At 68.1% G+C, this 13,657-nt stretch carries 12 protein-coding genes and 1 riboswitch; of the genes, 1 reads left to right on the plus strand and 11 read right to left on the minus strand.

Going from position 1 to position 13,657, the window contains the following annotated elements; all coding sequences use genetic code 11:
- Positions 1–128 precede the first annotated feature (128 nt).
- From lpdA to BBX35_RS17320, 5 genes are all read right to left on the minus strand, one after another.
- On the minus strand, positions 129–1,517 hold the full coding sequence (gene lpdA / locus BBX35_RS17300) for a dihydrolipoyl dehydrogenase (RefSeq protein ID WP_067222537.1): 1,389 nt from the start codon (positions 1,515–1,517) through the stop codon (positions 129–131).
- 4 nt (positions 1,518–1,521) lie between these two features.
- Positions 1,522–2,853, minus strand: coding sequence for a dihydrolipoamide acetyltransferase family protein (locus tag BBX35_RS17305; RefSeq protein WP_067222540.1), 1,332 nt, complete (start codon positions 2,851–2,853; stop codon positions 1,522–1,524).
- A 4-nt stretch (positions 2,854–2,857) separates the two neighbouring features.
- Complete coding sequence (locus tag BBX35_RS17310; RefSeq protein ID WP_067222541.1) at positions 2,858–3,871, minus strand: alpha-ketoacid dehydrogenase subunit beta; 1,014 nt, start codon at positions 3,869–3,871, stop codon at positions 2,858–2,860.
- A gap of 1 nt (position 3,872) precedes the next feature.
- Positions 3,873–5,105 carry a 3-methyl-2-oxobutanoate dehydrogenase (2-methylpropanoyl-transferring) subunit alpha gene (locus tag BBX35_RS17315; RefSeq protein ID WP_067222544.1) on the minus strand — a complete coding sequence of 411 codons (1,233 nt, stop codon included), beginning with the start codon at positions 5,103–5,105 and terminating at the stop codon, positions 3,873–3,875.
- Positions 5,106–5,171: 66 nt separating this feature from the next.
- Positions 5,172–6,323, minus strand: a complete 1,152-nt coding sequence (locus BBX35_RS17320; protein ID WP_067222545.1) for an acyl-CoA dehydrogenase family protein — start codon at positions 6,321–6,323, stop codon at positions 5,172–5,174.
- Positions 6,324–6,531: 208 nt separating this feature from the next.
- Between BBX35_RS17320 and BBX35_RS17325 the strand changes: the two genes are divergently transcribed.
- A complete protein-coding gene (locus BBX35_RS17325) occupies positions 6,532–6,999 on the plus strand; it encodes an Lrp/AsnC family transcriptional regulator (RefSeq protein WP_067222781.1) in 468 nt (155 codons plus the stop codon).
- On the opposite strand, the gene BBX35_RS17330 is transcribed toward BBX35_RS17325, so the two are convergent.
- The 6 genes from BBX35_RS17330 to BBX35_RS17355 all read right to left on the minus strand — a co-directional run bounded on the left by BBX35_RS17330 (position 7,000) and on the right by BBX35_RS17355 (position 13,618).
- Positions 7,000–7,983 (minus strand): FecCD family ABC transporter permease, encoded by a 984-nt coding sequence (locus tag BBX35_RS17330; RefSeq protein WP_067222548.1) that lies wholly within the window; start codon positions 7,981–7,983, stop codon positions 7,000–7,002.
- A 3-nt stretch (positions 7,984–7,986) separates the two neighbouring features.
- On the minus strand, positions 7,987–8,949 hold the full coding sequence (locus tag BBX35_RS17335; RefSeq protein WP_067222551.1) for an ABC transporter substrate-binding protein: 963 nt from the start codon (positions 8,947–8,949) through the stop codon (positions 7,987–7,989).
- Positions 8,950–9,013: 64 nt separating this feature from the next.
- Positions 9,014–9,913, minus strand: a complete 900-nt coding sequence (locus tag BBX35_RS17340) for an ABC transporter ATP-binding protein (RefSeq protein WP_067222553.1) — start codon at positions 9,911–9,913, stop codon at positions 9,014–9,016.
- Positions 9,910–10,356: a DUF1636 family protein gene (locus tag BBX35_RS17345; protein WP_067222555.1), complete on the minus strand. Its 447-nt coding sequence runs from the start codon at positions 10,354–10,356 to the stop codon at positions 9,910–9,912. Before BBX35_RS17345 ends, BBX35_RS17340 begins: the two co-directional genes overlap by 4 nt.
- 117 nt (positions 10,357–10,473) lie before the next feature.
- A riboswitch (cobalamin riboswitch) is annotated at positions 10,474–10,722 on the minus strand.
- Between the two features lie 50 nt (positions 10,723–10,772).
- Positions 10,773–11,978 (minus strand): GTP-binding protein, encoded by a 1,206-nt coding sequence (locus BBX35_RS17350; RefSeq protein WP_067222558.1) that lies wholly within the window; start codon positions 11,976–11,978, stop codon positions 10,773–10,775.
- Positions 11,979–12,556: 578 nt separating this feature from the next.
- A complete protein-coding gene (locus BBX35_RS17355) occupies positions 12,557–13,618 on the minus strand; it encodes a zinc ABC transporter substrate-binding protein (protein WP_067222561.1) in 1,062 nt (353 codons plus the stop codon).
- Positions 13,619–13,657 lie beyond the last annotated feature (39 nt).

The following is a 13,657-nucleotide window of genomic DNA, read 5'->3' on the forward strand; positions in this document are numbered from 1 at the left end:
GTTTCCTTGCCGCTCCGCCCGTCCCGCCGCAAGAAAGGCCCGCGTCCCGGGAGGGGCGCGGGCCATTTCCGTTTCCGCATCAAAGAGACCGGCGAGGGCGCGCCCGTCCGGGCTGCCTCGCCGTCTCGTCAGATGTGCAGCGCGTGGCCGAGCGCGGCAAGGCACGCTTCCTGCAAGCCCTCGCTCTGGGTCGGGTGGGCGTGGATCACCGCACCGATGTCGTCGATCCGCGCGCCCATCTCGATGGCGATGGAGAACGCCGCCGACAGCTCCGAAACGCCGCGGCCGACCGCCTGCAGCCCGAGGATCAGCCCGTCCTCCTTGCGCGCGACGACACGCACGAAGCCGTCCTCGGCCTCCATCGTCATGGCGCGGCCATTGGCGGCGAAGGGGAACTGCCCCGTCGTCACCGCGCCGCCCTGCGCCTTCGCCTCGTCCGGCGACAGGCCGCAGGTGACGATCTCCGGATCGGTGAAGCACACCGCCGGGATGCAGCGCTTGTCCCAGCTGCGCTTGTGGCCGGCGATGATCTCGGCGACCATCTCGCCCTGCGCCATGGCGCGGTGGGCGAGCATCGGCTCGCCGGTCACGTCGCCGATGGCGAAGACGCCCTGCATCGAGGTCCGGCAGCGGTCGTCGATGCGCAGGAATGGCCCGTCGGTGGCCAGACCCAGGCTGGCGATATTGGCGCTGTCGGAGCGCGGACGGCGGCCGACGGTGACCAGCACCTTGTCGGCGGCGATCTCGCGCTCGCTGCCCTCGGCGGTCTCCACCTTGAGGCCCTTGTCGCCGAGCCCCTTCGCCTTGGTCGACAGCATCACCTCGATGCCGAGCGCCTGCAGCGACTTCAGGACGGGACGGGTGAGGGCGCTGTCGTATTGCGGCAGGATCCGCTCGGCCGCCTCGACCACGGTGACCTTTGCGCCGAGCTTGGCGAAGGCCGTGCCGATCTCCAGTCCGATATAGCCGCCGCCGACGACGCAGAGCCTCTCCGGAACGGAGCGCAGCGACAGCGCCTCGCTGGAGCTGATCACCGTGTCGCCGAAGGGCAGGAAGGGCAGCTCCACCGGCGCCGAGCCGGTGGCGATCACCACCTGTTCGGCGCGGATCTGCACCGAGGTGTCGCCGGTCGTCACCTTGACGGTCTTGCCGTCCTGGAAGGTCGCCTTGCCGGCGATCAGCCGCACGCCGGATTTCTTAAGAAGGCCCGCAACGCCGGCATTCAGCCGGGTGACGATGCCGTTCTTCCAGTCGACGGTGGCCGAGAGGTCGATCTGCGGTGAGGCGGCGGTGATGCCGAGCGGCGAGCTGCCGTTGAAATGCGACAGCTTGTGGAACTCCTCGGCCGCGTGGATCAGCGCCTTGGAGGGGATGCAGCCGACATTGAGGCAGGTGCCGCCGGGCTTCTGCTCGTCGACGATGATCGTGTCGATGCCGAGCTGGCCGGCGCGGATGCCGCAGACATAGCCGCCGGGACCGGCGCCGATGATCAGCAGCTTGCAGGTCATGTCGCTCATGGGCTCAGTCCTCGACGAACATCAGGGCAGGGGTTTCCAGCAGCGATTTCAGCTTCTGGACGAAGACGGCAGCATCCCAGCCGTCGATCACGCGGTGATCGAAGGAGCAGGAGATGTTCATCACCTTGCGCGGCTGGAACTCCTTGCCGTCCCACAAGGGACGCACAGCCATCTTGTTGATGCCGACGATCGCCACCTCCGGGTGGTTGATGATCGGCGTCGTCGCGATGGCGCCGAGCGGCCCGAGCGAGGTGATGGTGATGGTCGAGCCGGACAGCTCCTCCCGGCTCGCCTTGCCCTCGCGGGCAGCTTCGGCGAGGCGCACCACCTCGGCCGCGCAGTCCCAGACCGAGCGCGCTTCCGTGTGGCGGGCGACCGGCACGGTCAGCCCTGCGGGGGTCTGCGTGGCGATGCCGATATGCACGGCGTCGTACTGGCGCACCACGCCGCCCTCGTCGTCGTAGAGCGCGTTCATCTCGGGCTGCTCGCGCACCGCCATGACGATGGCGCGCATGACGAAGGGCAGCAGGGTCAGCTTGCCGCGGTTCGCCGCATGCGCCGCGTTCAGCTGGCCGCGCAGCTCCTCCACCGCGGTGACGTCGACTTCCTCGACGATGGTGATGTGCGGGATGCGCGACTTCGACAGCGCCATCTTCTCGGCGATGCGCCGGCGCATGCCGACCACCTTGACGTCGCGGGTGCCGAGCGCGGGCATGCGCCCGCTCTGGCGCGCGGTCGGCGGCCCATGCTCGATATAGGCGTCGAGGTCCTCGTGCAGTATGCGGCCCGCCGGGCCCGATCCGCCGACCCGGCGCAGGTCGATGCCGGCCTCCTGGGCGCGCCGGCGCACGGCCGGAGAGGCGAGCGGCTTCTCGCCGGCCGCCAGCGGACGATGCGCGGCCGCGGGCCGCGCCGCCTGGGACTGGGAAGCGGGCTGAGACTTGGCTTCGGCCTTCGGCGGAGACTTTTCTGCCGATTTTTCGGGGGCGGGCGCGGCCGGCTTTTCGCCTGCGGCCTCTGCCGTGTCGTCGGTCTTGTCCTTTGCGTCTGCCTTGGGGGCGGGGGCGTCGGCTGCGGCGGCGTCGTTGCCTTCGCCCTCGACCTCGATCTGGATGAACTTCGCGCCGATGGCGATCACGTCGCCCGGTTCGCCGCACAGCCAGACGACCTTGCCGGCAACGGTCGAGGGGATCTCGACCGCGGCCTTGTCGGTCATCACGGTGCCGAGCACATCCTCGTCCTGGACCTCGTCGCCGATGGCGACGTTCCACTCGGTAAGCTCGGCCTCGGCGATGCCTTCGCCGATATCGGGAAGGGTGATGGTGAAGATACCCATGGTCTCAGCCCTCCAGAACCTGCGCGAAGGCGCGCTTGATCCGCTCCGGACCCGGGAAATAGGTCCACTCCTGCGCATGCGGGTAGGGCGTGTCCCAGCCCGTCACGCGGACGATCGGCGCTTCCAGATGATAGAAGCAGCTCTCCTGCACGGCGGCGCAAAGCTCGGCGCCGAAGCCGGAGGTCTTGGTCGCCTCGTGGATGACGACGCAGCGCCCGGTCTTGCGCACCGAGGCCTCGATGGTCTCCAGGTCCAGCGGCAGCAGCGTGCGCAGGTCGATGATTTCCGCGTCGACGCCCGCTTCCTCGGCCGCCGCCTGGGCGACATAGACCATGGTGCCGTAGGCCAGCACGGTCAGCGCCGAGCCCTCGCGGCGGATCTTCGCCTTGCCCAGCGGCACGGTGAAGTAGTCCTCGCTGACATCGCCGAGCTCGTGGTTCTTCCACGAGACGACCGGCCGGTCGTGATGGCCGTCGAAGGGACCGTTGTAGAGCCGCTTGGGCTCCAGGAAGATCACCGGATCCGGGTCCTCGATGGAGGCGAGCAGCAGGCCCTTGGCGTCGCGCGGGTTGGATGGCACCACCACCTTCAGGCCGGCGACATGCGTGAACAGCGCTTCCGGACTCTGGCTGTGGGTCTGGCCGCCGAAGATGCCGCCGCCGGTCGGCATGCGGATCACCATCGGGCAGGTGAACTGGCCGGCGGAGCGGTGGCGCATGCGTGCCGCCTCGCTGACGATCTGGTCGTAGGCCGGGTACATGTAGTCGGCGAACTGGATCTCGACGACCGGCTTCAGGCCGTAGGCGCACATGCCGACGGCGGCACCGACGATGCCGTTCTCGCTGATCGGCGCGTCGAAGCAGCGGTTGCTGCCGTATTTCTTCTGCAGGCCGGCGGTGCAGCGGAACACGCCGCCGAAATAGCCGACATCCTCGCCGAACACGACGACCTGCTTTTCCCGGTCCATCGCAAGGTCATGGGCGTTGCGGATCGCCTCGATCATGGTCATGCGTGCCATGTCAGAACCCCGCTTCCTGGCGCTGGCGCTGGAGATGCGGCGGCATCTCAGCGTAGACATCGTCGAACATCGAACGCGGCGAGGGCTTCGGCCCGGAAATCAGGGTGCCGTTGGCCTCCGCCTTCTTCTGGCAGGCGCGCACCTCGTCGGTGATCTCGGCCAGCGCCTGGGTGTGGCGCTCCTCCGACCATTCGCCGATGGTGATGAGGTGCCGCTTCAGCCGGTCGATGGGTTCGCCGAGCGGCCAGGCGCTGAACTCCTCCTTCGAGCGGTAGGCGGACGGGTCGTCCGAGGTCGAGTGCCCGCCGGCGCGGTAGGTGACGTGTTCGATCAGGGTCGGACCGAGGCCCGAGCGGGCCCGCTCCGCCGCCCAGCTCGCCACCGCGTGGACGGCGAGATAGTCGTTGCCGTCGACGCGGATTGAGGGGATGCCGAAGCCGTGGCCGCGTGCAGCGAAGGTGACGGCACCGCCCCGCGCCACGCCCTGGAACGTCGAGATCGCCCACTGGTTGTTGACGATGTTGAGGATCACCGGCGCCTTGTAGCTGGAGGCGAAGACCATCGCGGCGTGGAAGTCGCTCTCCGACGTCGAGCCGTCGCCGATCCAGCCGGCGGCGATCTTGGTGTCGTTGGAGATCGCCGAGGCCATCGCCCAGCCTACCGCCTGGATGAACTGGGTGCCGAGATTGCCCGAGATCGTGAAGAAGCCGTGGTCGCGCGCCGAGTACATCACCGGCAGCTGGCGGCCTTTCAGCGGGTCGGCGGCGTTGGAGTAGATCTGGTTCATCATGTCGGTCATGGGATAACCGCTTGCGATGAGCAGACCGGCCTGCCGGTAGGTGGGGAAGTGCATGTCGCCGTCCTGCAGCGCCATGTGGAAGGCGCAGGACACGGCTTCCTCGCCCAGATGCTGCATGTAGAAGCTGGTCTTGCCCTGGCGCTGCGCCTTCAGCATGCGCTCGTCGAACTGGCGCAGGGTCAGCATGTGGCGCAGGCCCGTGCGCAGCGCCTCGGCGTCCAGCAGCCCGGCCCAGGGACCGACTGCCTCGCCGGCCTTGTTCAGCACGCGCACGACCGAAAAGGCCATGTCGCGCATGTCTTCCGGCGCCTCGTCGATGGCCGGCCGGCGCACCGCGCCGGCGCGCGGGATCTCGAAATCGGAGAAGTCCGGCGTGTCGCCCGGCCGGCAGCCGGGCTCCGGTACGTGAAGGGAAAGCGGTCGTGGAGCGGTCATGAAAACTCCTTCATCGACAGTGTGCAATTCCGTTCGGCGCGCCGTCCGCGCACCGCGGCGGGGCAATCAGGAACGGTCGCGCTCGGCCAGCATGGCACGAGCGACGATCACACGCATGATCTCGTTGGTGCCTTCCAGGATCTGGTGCACGCGCAGGTCGCGGACAATCTTCTCGATCCCGTAATCCTCGAGATAGCCGTAGCCGCCCAGCATCTGCAGCGCGTCGTTGGCGACGCGGAACGCGGTATCGGTGACGAAGCGCTTGGCCATGGCGCAATGCTTGGTCGCGTCGCTTGCGCCCTGGTCCAGCTTCCATGCGGCCTGGCGCAGGAACGCGCGCGATGCTTGCAGCTCGATCTCCATGTCGGCGAGGCGGAACTGCAGCCCCTGGAACTGGTCGATCGTCTTGCCGAAGGCCTTGCGCTCGCCCATGTAGCGGGTCGCCGCGGTGAGCGCGCCTTGCGCGCCGCCGAGTGCGCAGGCGGCGATGTTCAGCCGCCCGCCGTCGAGGCCCTTCATGGCATAGGCAAAGCCCTTGCCTTCCTCGCCGAGCAGGTTTTCCGCCGGCACCGTGCAGTCGTCGAACTGCACCTGTGCGGTCGGCTGCGCCTTCCAGCCCATCTTGTGCTCCGCCGCGCCGAAGGAAAGGCCCTCGCTGCCGTCCTCGACCACCAGCGTCGAGATGCCCTTGGGGCCGTCCTCGCCGGTCCGGCACATCACCACATAGACGTCGGAATAGCCGCCGCCGGAGATGAACGCCTTGCTGCCGTTCAGCACATAGCCTTCGTTGCTGCGGGCCGCGCGGGTGCGCAGGGCCGCCGCATCCGAGCCGGAGCCCGGCTCGGTCAGGCAGTAGGAGGCGATGCTTTCCATGCTCGCGAGCGGGGCGAGGAAGCGCTCGCGCAGTTCCTCGCTGCCGTAATTGGCGATCATGCCGGCGCACATGTTGTGGATCGAGATGAAGGCCGCAACGGAGGGGCAGGCCTCGGACAGCGCCTCGAAGACCAGCGTCGCGTCCAGCCGGGTCAGGCTGGTGCCGCCGTACTCTTCCGGCACGTAGAGCGCGCCGAAGCCGAGTTCGCCCGCCTGGCGCAGCACGTCGCGGGGAATGGTGCCGGCCTTTTCCCAGGCATAGGCATTGGGCGCGATGGCCTCCCGGCCGAAGTCGCGGGCCATGTCGAAAATGAGGGTCTGTTCCTCGGACAGCGCAAAATCCATGTACGGCGCCTCCTCGCCTGAAATATGCCCGGTCCCTGACGATGGCATGAGATGCGGGCCCGTGCACCGGGGGTGTCGGGCGGTCAGGTCTCGGGTGTTCCCAATACTATTGCCCGCTATGCGTGAAATTTCATGCTGAATTTGCTTCGATTTTGCCGAGGTGTGAAATATCCTTCTGCAATGACGCGATATGAAGGAGGAACGTGTTGTGCCGCGACAGCTTGATGACATCGACCGTCGCATCCTCAAGGCGCTGGTTGCAAACGGGCGTTTGTCCAACACCGAACTGGCGCGCGAGGTCGGCCTGTCGCCGAGCCCGTGCTGGCAGCGGGTGCGTCGGCTGGAGGAAGAGGGGGTGATCTCCGGCTATACGGCGGTGCTCGATCACGAGGCGCTCGGCGTCGGCGAGACGGTGCTGATCGAGGTTTCGCTCGACCGGCACGACCCGGAAGCGCTGGAGGGCTTCGGCAAGGCGATGGCGGAGATCCCGGAGGTGCTGGAGGTCTACCTGATGGCCGGCGACTGCGATTATTTCGTCAAGGTCGCGGCGAGCGGCACCAAGGGCGTTGAAGAGTTCCTGCGCGAGCGGCTGTTCCCGATCCCGGGCCTGCGCCATTCCAAGTCCAGCTTCTCGCTGCGCTGCCTGAAGAAGGTGACCTCCTGCGTGCCGGGTTGATCAGCCTCGCGGCTCCCGGGTCAGCAGGGCGAGCACGAAGACCGCGCCCAGCGATGTGGTGACGATGCCGATGGGCAGTTCCTGCGGCGCCAGCAGGGTGCGTGCGGCAATGTCGCTGATCAGGAGCAGCCCGGCGCCGGTGAGCGCGGCCACCGGCACGAAGCGCCCGTGCATCGGCCCGGCAAGTGCGCGCGCGATATGCGGCACCATCAGCCCGACAAAGCCGATCACGCCGCTGATCGACACGAAGGCGGCGGTCGCGAAGGCACACACCAGAAACGTCGTGCGGCGCAGCGCCACCACGTCGACGCCCAGCGTGCGCGCGGTGTCCTCGCCGGCCAGCAGCGCGTCGAAATTGCGGTGGCGGACGAAGGCGAAGGCAAGGATCGCGGCAAGGCCGACGGCCGCGATCGGCAACAGGTCCCAGCGGGCGAGGCCAAGGCCTCCCAGCGTCCAGAACAGCACGGAATGTGCGGCCCGCTGGTCGCCGGCAAAGACCAGATAGTTGGTCAGCGCCATGAACAGGAACGAGACCGCGAGCCCCGCCAGCACCAGCCGCGCCGGTCCCCGGTCGCCGAGCCGGGCGATCAGCGCCAGCACGATCACCGAGGCCGCCATGCCGCCGGCAAAGGCGGCGAGCGGCAGCGTCCACAGGCCGAGCAGGTCGCCGGTGACGGTGATCACCAGCACGGCCCCGGCGGCCGCGCCCGAGGACAGGCCGAACAGGAACGGATCGGCCAGGTCGTTGCGCGTCGTCGTCTGCAACAGGCAGCCGACCGTGCCGAGCCCGGCCCCGACCAGCAGCGCCAGCAGCGCGCGCGGCAGGCGCAGGTCCATGACGATGCGCGCCGTCGGCCCGTCGCCGCCGGCGAGCGCGTCGATCACCGCGCGCACGGGCAGCGGCGTCGAGCCGATGGCAACGGCGGCCACCAGCAGCGCAAGCACCGCCAGCAGGCTAACCGCCAGGACCAGCGCCAGCCGCATGGCTCAGAACGCCTCCGGATGCATGGCCCGGGCGAGCCGCTCGATCCCCTCGACATTCGCCGGTCCCGGCGTCAGTTCCTCATAGCGCAGAGGCAGATAGCGGGCGTTCTTCACAGCGTCGGTCTGGCTCATCACCGGATGGGCTTCCAGGAAGGCGCGCAGCTTGTCCGCCCCGCCGCCGTCCTGGTAGTCGAGCAGGATGATGAACTGCGGATCGGCTGCCGCCACCGCCTCCCAAGAGGTGGTGCCCCAGCTGGTCTCCATGTCGGCGGTGACGTTGCGCCCGCCGGCCGCCTCGATCATCGCCGTCGGCATGGCGAAGCGGCCTGCGGTGAAGGGCTTGTCCTCGCCGGAATCGTAGAGGAACACCTTCAGCTCGCGGTTGTCGCCGATGCGCTCGGCCAGTTCCGCCATCCGTGCCTTCCAACCGTCGACCAGCGCCTGCGCCTCGGCCTCCTTGCCGAAGATGGTGCCCAGCCGCAGCATGTCGCCATAGAGCAGGTCGAGCGAGGCGGCGGGTCGCGCCTTGTCCAGATGGATGCAGCTCTCGGTGAGGATCAGCGTCTTGATGCCATGCGGCGCCAGCGTGTCCGGGGTGACGTCGCCGCCCGGCTTCATGCCGTAGTACCAGCCGGCGAAGAACAGGTCCGGATCGGCCGCGACGAGATTTTCCAGCGTCGGATATTTCGGCGCGATCTCGGGGATGTTGCCGCGCTTGCGCTCGAACTCCTCGCTGGTCTTGTACCAGCCGCTGATGCCGCTGACGCCGACCATCCGGTCCTGCAGGCCGAGCGCGAAGGCCATCTCGCTCATGTTGATATCCTGCACCACGATGCGCTCGGGCGCAGCCTCGAAGGTCAGCGGCGTCCCGCAATTGTCGACGGTGACGGGAAAGGCGAGGGCCGGTGCGGCAAGGGCCATCGCGGCGGTGAACAGGGAAAGGCGCTTGAGGCCGGACTTCTTCATGGGGGACAGACTCCTCGTGAGGATGAAAAACCGTGAAAACGCTGGGAAAAGGTGAGGGCGCGGCTCAGCCGCGCGTCGCCACCGCACGCAGATGCGGCGCGCCGGGCGCGGGACGCTCGGGTCCTGAAAGCTCTGATCCCGAAAGCTCGCCGGCGATCCCGGTGCCGAACCGCCCCTCGATGGGGATGTCCAGCACGCTGATCTGGCGGGCCTCCAACGGATGCTGCATCCGGTGCATGTCGACGCTGAAGACCGCGCGCACCCGCTCGCTCGACAGCACCTCGACCGGATGGCCGTGCGCGACCAGCCGGCCGCCCTGGATCAGCGCCACATGGCTGGCGAAGGCCTCGATCAGGGTCAGGTCGTGTAGGGCCGCGACCACGGTGATGCCGAGGCCGGAGACGAGGCTGAGCAGCTCGCCGCGCGCCAGCGGATCGAGATGGTTCGTCGGCTCGTCCAGCACCAGAATGCGCGGACGCTGGCAGATGGCGCGGGCGATCTTCGCCCGCTGGCGCTCGCCGCCGGAAATCTCGCTCATGCGCCGGTCGGAAAAGCGCGTCAGGTCGGCCAGCGTCAGCGCCTCCTGCGTTGCCCTGGCGCTCGCCTCGCGCCCACCGGTGCGGTGATGCGGCAGCTGGCCGAGCGAGACGTATTGCGAGACGGTCAGCCGGTCGTCGCTTTCCTCGCTCTGGCCGACATAGGCGATGACGCGGGCGCGCTCGGTGATTGGCACATCGCGATACGGCCTGCCGCCGAGCAGCATTTCGCCACCGGTCGGCTCGCTCAGCCCGGCGATCAGCCGGATCAGCGTCGACTTGCCCGCGCCGTTCGGCCCGGCAATGACGAGGATCTCGCCGTCATGCACATGCAGCGTCAGGTCGGAGAGGAGCGCGTCCGTGCCGCGCGGCCGGTAGCCGACCTCGCGCAGTTCCAGCACCACCGGGGTTCCGCTGTGATGGCTCATGCGCCGGTCCCCCGACCCGGCGATCCGGGGTCGAAAGCGGGCAGGGCGGGCATGCGCGCCAGCGTCTTGCCCTTCAGCCCGTCGGGGCGCTGCAGCGAGGAGCACCAGCCGTCGTCCAGCTCGCCGTATTGCCGGGCGAAGGCGACCAGCGTTTCCACGTCGCGGGCCGGCTCGATGTCGCCGAAGAGATAGCTCGCCTTGCCGTCGGCCTGATAGGCGACCGTGCAGGGGCGCGAGCAGCCGGCCATGCAGGCCGCGCCCTCAACGCTCACATGCGCCAGGCCATTTTCGGCAAGCGCGGCATTCAGGGTCTCGATCAGGTCCGCACCGGGACGTTCGCGCGTTTCCGGGTCGCGGCAGGTGGTGCACACGGTGATGCGGTGCCGGCGCGTATCGGCAACGGCGTCCGCGCGGCGTTTGCCGAGCACGAGATCATGCGCCATGGCGCGGCCCCGCGCGTTCGGCCGCAAGGCTCGGCAGGCTGCGGATGAAGGCCCTGGATGGGCGGAAGATGGACTCGTTGCGTGTCATGGCTACCTTCCCGGAACACCCCGTCCGGTCGTCGTTTGCGGGAGATGGCAGGTCTCCTGGCTCGCGGGTCCGGCCCGGCCGCGCCTTCCCGCCCGGCTTCGGGCAGTGGCATCGTGCGGCTGGGCCTGGGCCGTCCGTCCCGTGAAGGACGTCGGCCCCGGCCGCTTACAGTTGCGGGGGCAGCCACGGTCTCGGCCCCTGATGGGTACGCCTCACCGTGTTCCCTTTTCATGCCTCTGGCGGTTCGGCCGTCGGCAACCATCGCCGCCAAACTGGCAGATGACGGGAGCCGCATCAAGATCAATCGCCGAACGCCATCTCCGCCGGTTCACGCCGCGGCGCTGCCCCAGGCGGGGAAGGGGTCGTCGAGCCCGGTCCAGCGCTCGGGATGAAAGCCCGTATCGGCGACCAGCGCCGCGTCGAGTTCGGTGCGTATCGCCGCTTCATTCATGCCGCTCGTGCCGATGAAGACGATTTCCTGCCGCCGGTCGCCCCATTCGGGATGCAGATAGGGCTCCATCGCCCGCCGCCATTCGGGCGACTCGGGCCAGTGCTGGCGCGGTACCGCCGACCACCACAGCCCGCGCTTTTCGGTGGTGACGAAGGCGCCGGCCTGGCTGATCTCGCCGACGAAATGCGGCCGCGTCGCCAGCCAGAAGAAGCCCTTGGCGCGGATGACCCCCGGCCAGCTCTTGTTGACGAAGCGGCTCAGCGCGCGCGGGGCGAAGGGGCGGCGCGCCCGGTAGACGAAGGAGCGGATGCCGTATTCCTCCGTTTCCGGCACATGGTCGGCAAAGCCGTTCAGCTCCTTGAACCACAGCGGATGCTCGTGCGCCTTGTCGAAGTCGAAGCGCCCGGTGCCCAGCACGTCGCGCAAGGCAATTGCCGAGCGGTCGGTCTCCATGATCACCGCATCCGGGTTGAGGGCGCGCACGATCTGGCGGGCGGCCTCAAGATCCAGCGGGCGGGCATCGCTCACCTTGTTGAGGATGATCGTGTCGGCAAACTCGATCTGGTCGACGAGCAGGTCGACGAGGGTGCGCTCGTCATCCTCGCCGAGCGATTCTCCCCGCTCGGTCAGGAAGTCGGTGGAGCCGTAGTCCTTCAGCAGGTTGGCCGCGTCCACCACCGTCACCATCGAGTCGAGCCGCGCCACATCGCTCAGGCTCTCGCCCTCCTCGTCGCGGAATTCGAAGGTCGAGGCGACCGGCAGCGGCTCGGAAATGCCGGTGGATTCGATCACCAGATGATCGAAGCGGCCTTCCTTCGCCAGCGCCTGCACCTCGCGCAACAGGTCCTCGCGCAGGGTGCAGCAGATGCAGCCATTGGTCATCTCCACCAGCCGCTCCTGGGTTCGCGAGACGTTGCCGCCGCCCTCGCGCACCAGGCTGGCGTCGATGTTCACCTCGCTCATGTCGTTGACGATGACGGCGACCCGCAGCCCCTCGCGATTGTTGAGGATGTGGTTGAGCAGGGTGGTCTTGCCGGCGCCCAGAAAGCCGGACAGCACGGTAACGGGCAGGCGATTGTCCATCGCGAAAGCTCCTGAGATATGATGTTATCACATAACATTGTTTGACCGAAAGAAAGGCGGCCGGAACCGCCACGATTATTTATTCTCTCGGCCGTTCCCCCCGGGGCACGCGAAGCATGGCCTGGGACGACATCCTGAGAGAGGCGCGGCCTCGCATCCTCTCTGCCGTCACCCCGGACGAGCATCGCGAGATCCGGGGCCCATTCGTTCCCAGAGCGGCAGCGAGGACACCGAAACCTCTCCTTTCGTCATCCCGGACGGCGCTCGCTCTCGCGCACCGCCCTCTCGGTTCGTCATCCCGGACGGCGCGTCAGCGCCGAGCCGGGATCGGAGAGCCGGGAGCCTGTCGACAGCACTCCCGAACCCCACCGCAGACACCGTGCCTCCCCGATCCCGGATCTTCGGCCTTGCGGCCTCGTCCGGGAAGACGCAGGAGGGGCTGAAGCGCAGGAGCTACTCCACCAACGGTCTCCCGCCTCATGCCTGCCGAGGGTGCCAATGGTTCCCGGTTCTGCGTCTCGCCCGGAATGGCTCCCGAGAGAGTGGCACCGCCTCGCATCCCCTCAAGGGAGACCGCCTCAGCCGTTGCCGCCAAGGCACTGTTCCATCGAGCTGGCCAGTCCGTCGATCAGGCCGAAATAGAGGTCCGGCCCGTCGGCGAGTTCTGCGCCCAGCGGATCGAGAACGCCCGAGCGGGCAGCGGTGCCCTCGGTCACCACCTGGATCAGCTTCGGTTCGAACTGCGGCTCGGCGAAGACGCAGGTCGCGCCCAGCTCGCCGATGCGGGCCTTGATCTCTGCGACCCGCTCCGCACCCGGCATCACTTCCGGGCTGACGGTGATCGAGCCCGAGGCGGTCACGTCGAAACGCTTCTCGAAATACTGGTAGCCGTCGTGGAAGACGATGAAGCCCTTGCCGCGCAGCGGCGTCAGGCGGGCGTCGATATCGGCGCGCATCGTCTCGATGCGCTCGACGGTCTTTGCCGCATTGGCCTCATAGGCGGCGGTGTGGTCAGGGTCGGCTTCCGACAGCGCCTCGGCGATCTCGTTCACCATGGCCTTGGCGTTTTCCGGGTCGAGCCAGATATGCGCGTCGAAGGCTCCGTGCGCGTGCCCGTGATCATGGCCGTGTGCTTCGGCCGCCTCGTGCTTTTCGTCGTGCCCGTGCTTCTCGCCATGGTCGTGGCCGGCATGGTCGTCGTGCTTGTCCTCGTCATGGTCGGCATGGCCATGCTCGCCCCCATGTTCGCCCCCATGGTCCCCATGATCATGCGCCTCGAACGCGCCGCCCTCGCGGAAGGGGAGCTTGACGAGGCCGTGCGCATCGATCAGCTCGACGGACTTCGCGCCGGTGCCGATGGTCTCGACCGGCTTTTCCAGGAAGGCTTCCAGCTCGTGGCCGATCCAGAAGATCAGGTCGGCCTCCTGCAGCGCCCGCGCCTGGGAGGGGCGCAGGCTGTAGGTGTGCGGCGATCCGGCGCCCTCGATGATCAGCTGCGGTTCGCCGATGCCCTGCATCACCGAGGCAACGAGCGAATGGACCGGCTTGATCGAGGCCACCACCTTTGGCGCGGCATGCCCTGCGGCACTCGTCGCAACCAGCAGCGAGGCAGACAGCAGCAGTGTGCGGGCAAGCGTCATGATCGTCTCCGTGTCGGCTGACATGTTATAAGATTACAT

Origin of the sequence: Stappia indica, assembly GCF_001696535.1 — a bacterium.
Taxonomy (GTDB): Bacteria; Pseudomonadota; Alphaproteobacteria; order Rhizobiales; family Stappiaceae; genus Stappia; species Stappia indica.

What these genes read in the sequence shown, in the direction of transcription:
- lpdA (WP_067222537.1), bottom strand. Translation starts at nt 1,517, where the DNA reads ATGAGCGACATGACCTGCAAGCTGCTGATCATCGGCGCCGGTCCCGGC.
- BBX35_RS17305 (WP_067222540.1), bottom strand. Translation starts at nt 2,853, where the DNA reads ATGGGTATCTTCACCATCACCCTTCCCGATATCGGCGAAGGCATCGCC.
- BBX35_RS17310 (WP_067222541.1), bottom strand. Translation starts at nt 3,871, where the DNA reads ATGGCACGCATGACCATGATCGAGGCGATCCGCAACGCCCATGACCTT.
- BBX35_RS17315 (WP_067222544.1), bottom strand. Translation starts at nt 5,105, where the DNA reads ATGACCGCTCCACGACCGCTTTCCCTTCACGTACCGGAGCCCGGCTGC.
- BBX35_RS17320 (WP_067222545.1), bottom strand. Translation starts at nt 6,323, where the DNA reads ATGGATTTTGCGCTGTCCGAGGAACAGACCCTCATTTTCGACATGGCC.
- BBX35_RS17330 (WP_067222548.1), bottom strand. Translation starts at nt 7,983, where the DNA reads ATGCGGCTGGCGCTGGTCCTGGCGGTTAGCCTGCTGGCGGTGCTTGCG.
- BBX35_RS17335 (WP_067222551.1), bottom strand. Translation starts at nt 8,949, where the DNA reads ATGAAGAAGTCCGGCCTCAAGCGCCTTTCCCTGTTCACCGCCGCGATG.
- BBX35_RS17340 (WP_067222553.1), bottom strand. Translation starts at nt 9,913, where the DNA reads ATGAGCCATCACAGCGGAACCCCGGTGGTGCTGGAACTGCGCGAGGTC.
- BBX35_RS17345 (WP_067222555.1), bottom strand. Translation starts at nt 10,356, where the DNA reads ATGGCGCATGATCTCGTGCTCGGCAAACGCCGCGCGGACGCCGTTGCC.
- BBX35_RS17350 (WP_067222558.1), bottom strand. Translation starts at nt 11,978, where the DNA reads ATGGACAATCGCCTGCCCGTTACCGTGCTGTCCGGCTTTCTGGGCGCC.
- BBX35_RS17355 (WP_067222561.1), bottom strand. Translation starts at nt 13,618, where the DNA reads ATGACGCTTGCCCGCACACTGCTGCTGTCTGCCTCGCTGCTGGTTGCG.